Origin of the sequence: Brevundimonas sp. (genome assembly GCF_036659295.1) — a bacterium.
In the GTDB taxonomy this organism is placed as follows: domain Bacteria; phylum Pseudomonadota; class Alphaproteobacteria; order Caulobacterales; family Caulobacteraceae; genus Brevundimonas.
In genome coordinates this window covers 1-4,539 of record NZ_JAVXCU010000130.1, presented here as the reverse complement: position 1 = coordinate 4,539, position 4,539 = coordinate 1, and the positions used below count along the sequence as shown (strand labels likewise).

General features: G+C 61.4%; 3 protein-coding genes. All 3 read right to left on the bottom strand.

All coding sequences use genetic code 11. The annotated features are described in order from the left end of the window. Positions 1-1,836: pyruvate, phosphate dikinase (gene ppdK / locus RSB01_RS13605; RefSeq protein ID WP_332625687.1), on the bottom strand; the 1,836-nt coding region annotated here is incomplete at its 3' end. A 245-nt stretch (positions 1,837-2,081) separates the two neighbouring features. Beyond that, entirely contained in the window at positions 2,082-4,337 is a 2,256-nt protein-coding gene (gene glyS / locus RSB01_RS13600; protein ID WP_332590520.1) for a glycine--tRNA ligase subunit beta, read from the bottom strand. Between the two features lie 2 nt (positions 4,338-4,339). Continuing rightward, a partial coding sequence (locus tag RSB01_RS13595; RefSeq protein WP_332625685.1) for a glycine--tRNA ligase subunit alpha occupies positions 4,340-4,539 on the bottom strand: 200 nt, incomplete at its 5' end.

The window sequence follows — 4,539 nt, the reverse complement described above, 5'->3', positions numbered from 1 at the left end:
CTTCTGGAACGGTGCGATCTTGGCCAGCGCCGCACGACGGCCGGCTTCGTTGTCCGCAAGGATCATCTCGCGCACAGCGGCAATACGGGTGTCGTCAAAGAACATGTGCTCGGTGCGGCACAGACCGATGCCCTCGGCACCGAAACCACGTGCGGTCTTGGCGTCCAGCGGGGTCTCGGCATTGGCGCGAACCTTCAGGCGGCGCACATCGTCGGCCCACGCCATCAGGGTCTGGAAGTCGCCCGTCAGTTCCGGCTCGATCATGGCGACAGCACCTTCCAACACCTCGCCCTTGGCACCGTCGATGGTGATGACTTCGCCAGCCTTGAACACGCGACCACGCACGGTGAAGGTACCGGCCTTGTCGTCGATACGGATGTCGCCCGCGCCCGAAACGCACGGACGGCCCATGCCACGCGCCACAACAGCGGCGTGCGAGGTCATACCGCCACGCGCGGTCACGATGCCGCGTGCGGCGTGCATGCCGTGAATGTCTTCCGGCGAGGTTTCTTCGCGCACCAGAATAACGGCATCGCCGTTCTGGGCGGCGCGTTCGGCCTCGTCGGCATCAAATACGATCTTGCCCGTGGCCGCACCCGGCGATGCCGGCAGACCCGTGGTGATAATTTTGCGCTCGGCCTTGGGATCAAGGGTCGGGTGCAGAAGTTGGTCCAGAGCCGCAGGCTCGACGCGGCTGATGCCCTCTTCCTTGGAGATCACGCCCTCTGCGGCCAGATCGACAGCGATCTTGAGCGCCGACTTGGCGGTGCGCTTGCCGTTACGGGTTTGCAGCATCCACAGGCGGCCCTGCTCGACCGTGAACTCGATGTCCTGCATGTCGCGGTAGTGGCTTTCCAGACGGCCCACCACATCGACGAACTGGCCGAACACCACCGGCATGGCCTCTTCCATCGACAGGGCGGTCTCGCCCATCTCTTCGCGGCCTGCCTTGGTCAGCGATTGCGGGGTGCGGATACCGGCCACCACGTCTTCGCCCTGGGCGTTGATCAGGAACTCGCCATACAGCTTGTTCTCGCCGGTCGACGGGTTGCGGGTGAAGGCCACGCCCGTGGCGCTGGTTTCACCCATATTGCCGAACACCATCGACTGTACGTTGACGGCGGTACCCCAACTCTCGGGGATGTCGTGCATACGGCGATAGAATTTCGCGCGATCGTTCATCCAGCTTTCGAACACGGCACCCACCGCGCCCCACAGCTGAGCATGCGGGTCCTGCGGGAAGGCCTTGCCCAGTTCCCGCTCGACCAGCGCCTTGTAGTCGGCGACGATTTTTTCCCAGTTCTCGGCGGTCAGTTCGGTATCGACCGAGACGCCCAGACGCTCTTTGTGCTCGTCCAGAACCTCTTCGAAATGGTCGTGACCGAGGCCCAGCACCACGTTGGAATACATGGTGATGAAACGACGATAGCTGTCGAATGCAAAGCGGCGGTCACCCGACAGCTTGGCCAGACCCTCGACGGTTTCGTCGTTCAGGCCCAGATTCAGCACGGTGTCCATCATGCCCGGCATCGAGGCGCGTGCGCCCGAGCGGACCGACACCAGCAACGGGTTCTCGACGGAACCGAAGGTCTTGCCGACCACGTTCTCGACCTTGGCCAGCGCCGCCTTTACGTCCGCCACCAGCTCGGCCGGATAGGCCTCGCCATTGGCATAGTAATAGGTGCAGACCTCGGTGGTGATGGTAAAGCCTGGAGGGACAGGAAGCCCCAGCGAGGACATCTCGGCCAGGTTTGCACCCTTGCCGCCGAGAAGGTTCTTCATCGAAGCATCGCCGTCAGCAGAGCCGCCGCCGAAACCGTACACCCACTTGGTCATATTGCCGTTCCTAGGTCGTGGTCGTCACACGGAACCATAGGGGATTCCCGTGTTTCGAGCGCCTCTCTATCGTGCTGCACCCGCGAAGGCCACCGCCCCGAGGTCACAATCCGTGATCGGATGTAGCAATTAGCCGATTTTTATACATTTCGCACCGTGCCAGCGGGCTGAAACGCAAAACGGCACCCCGAAAGGTGCCGTCGCGCAAAGACAAAGAAAAATCCTGCCCCTAAAGATTTGTAGCCCTAGCCCGCGATCTGACCGAAATCAGCCACTCGGCCCATGACTTCACGAACCTGAACCAGCAGTTTCAGGCGGTTGTCGCGTTCAGCGGCATCGTCCGAGTTGACCATAACGCCGGTAAAGAAGGCATCGACCGGCGCACGAAGCTGGGCCAGTGCCGTCATGGCAGCGGCGAAGTTTTCGGTTTCCAGCGCCTTGTTCACAGCGGCATCTGCCGTTGCGGTGGCCTTGGCCAGAGCGACTTCCTCGGCAGGCTGGTTCGGCATCGAGGTCGAAACCTCTCCCGACGGCAATGCGCCCTTCTTCTCCTCGGCCTTGAGGATGTTCGAAGCGCGCTTGTAACCGGCCAGCAGGTTGGCACCGTCGTCCGTAGCGAGGAAGCCCGACAGGGCCTCGACGCGCGAAACGATACGCACCAGATCATCATCGCCCAGCGCAAACACAGCCGCCACGAGGTCGTGACGCTGGCCTTGGTCGCGCAGCAGGACGGTCAGACGGTCGGCGAAGAAGGCAACCAGATCGATAGATGTAGCCCGAATCTCCTCAACCGTATCGAAGAAGGCTGACGCACTATCTTGAGGATAAGGATTCCACCCACTCAGAACGTCGGAATAACGTCCCAGGAGATCCGTTGCGACATTATCGTAGAGATCTTTGGAAATAGACTTAAAGCCGCTGTCCTGCTCAGCCACACCGTCATTTGCATGAGCAGATGCATGAGTTGCGATAACTGCTGGTACGATCAATTCTACGAGCGGCACGGGACGTCCGGTTTCGAGGATCAATCGAGTTACGCCCAGAGCCGCACGACGAAGTGCATACGGGTCTTTCGAGCCGGTCGGCTTCTCGTCGATTGAGAAGAAGCCCGACAGGGTGTCGATCTTGTCCGCCAGTGCAATGGCGACCGTCAGCGGTGCGCTAGGCACGCTGTCGGCGGGGCCTTGCGGCTTGTAGTGGTCGCGAATGGCATCGGCGGTGGCGTCCGGCAGGCCAGCAAGGCGGGCATAATAGCCGCCCATGATGCCTTGCAGTTCAGGGAACTCGCCCACCATGCCCGAGGCCAGATCGGACTTGGCCAGACGCGCAGCCTTTTCGGCCTCGGCGGCATCGGCACCGACCAGTGGCGCGATCTCGGCGGCCAATTTGGCGATGCGCTCGACGCGCTCGGCCATCGTGCCCAGCTTGGCATGGAAGGTCACGCCCGAGAGCTTTTCGTTCCATTCGGCGAACTTCTCAAAGCCGCCCTTCTGGTCTTCTTCCCAGAAGAACACGCCATCGCTGAGACGGGCCGACAGCACCTTGGAGTTACCCGCCGCCAGTGCCTTGCCACCATCGGCAGCTTCGATATTGGCAACGACGACATAGTGAGGCGCGAGGCCTTCGGCGTTCGGAACACGAACGGCGAAATACTTCTGGTGCACCTTCATCGACAGGCGCACGACTTCTGGCGGCAGGGCGAGGAATTCAGGGGCCATGTCACCGAGGATCGGCGTCGGCCATTCGGCCAGACCGGCGACCTCGTCCAGCAGGCCGATATCATCGACCAGTTCCAGACCCTTGGCCGCGCAAACCGCCTTGGCACCTTCAAGCACCTTGGCCTTGCGGTCATCAAACGACAGCACAACAAAGTTGCGCTCCAGCTTGGTGCTGTAGTCGGCAAAATCGGTGACTTCAAACGGCTGGCCCGAGCCCATAAAGCGGTGACCTTCGGTCACGTTCGAGGCCACGACCTTCTTGGATTCACCACCGATGGTGCTGCCCAGATCAAGCGCATACGGAATAACCGCACCGTCAAACAGGGCAATGATGCGATGGATCGGACGCACCCAGCGGAAGCTGTTGGAGCCCCAGCGTTGCGATTTCGGCCACGCCATCGTGCGGAAGATGGCTTCCAGCGTCTCGGCCACAACCTCGGTCGTCGCGCGGCCCTTTTGCGAAACCTGCGCGTAATAGATGCCGTCACGCTCAACCAGTTGGTCTTGCGTCAGGCCGGTCTTGCGAAGGAAGCCTTCCATCGCCTGAGCCGGAGCCGAGGTCTTGGGACCTTTCAGCTCTTCGTTCAGGTCAGGCGTGGCAACCGGCAGACCTTCGACCACCAGCGTCAGGCGGCGCGGGCCGCCATAGGTGGTCAGGCTGTCCCACGTCAGACCCGCTTTTTTAAAAGCGTCGGATGCCAGACGTTCCAGATCGCGGGCACCGCCCTGCTGCATACGGGCCGGAATTTCTTCCGAGAAAATTTCAATAAGAAGCTGGGACATGATCAGGCGTTTTTCGCTTCGGCAGCCGCTTCTTCGCGGCGCTCTTGTTCAAGTTGCGCCGTGGCGGCGGCCTTACACAGATCGCGAATGCGACCGATATAGGACTGGCGTTCGGCAACGGCGATGGCACCGCGTGCGTCCATCAGGTTGAACAGGTGCGACGCCTTCAGCACCTGATCATAGGCCGGAAGCACGAGCGGCT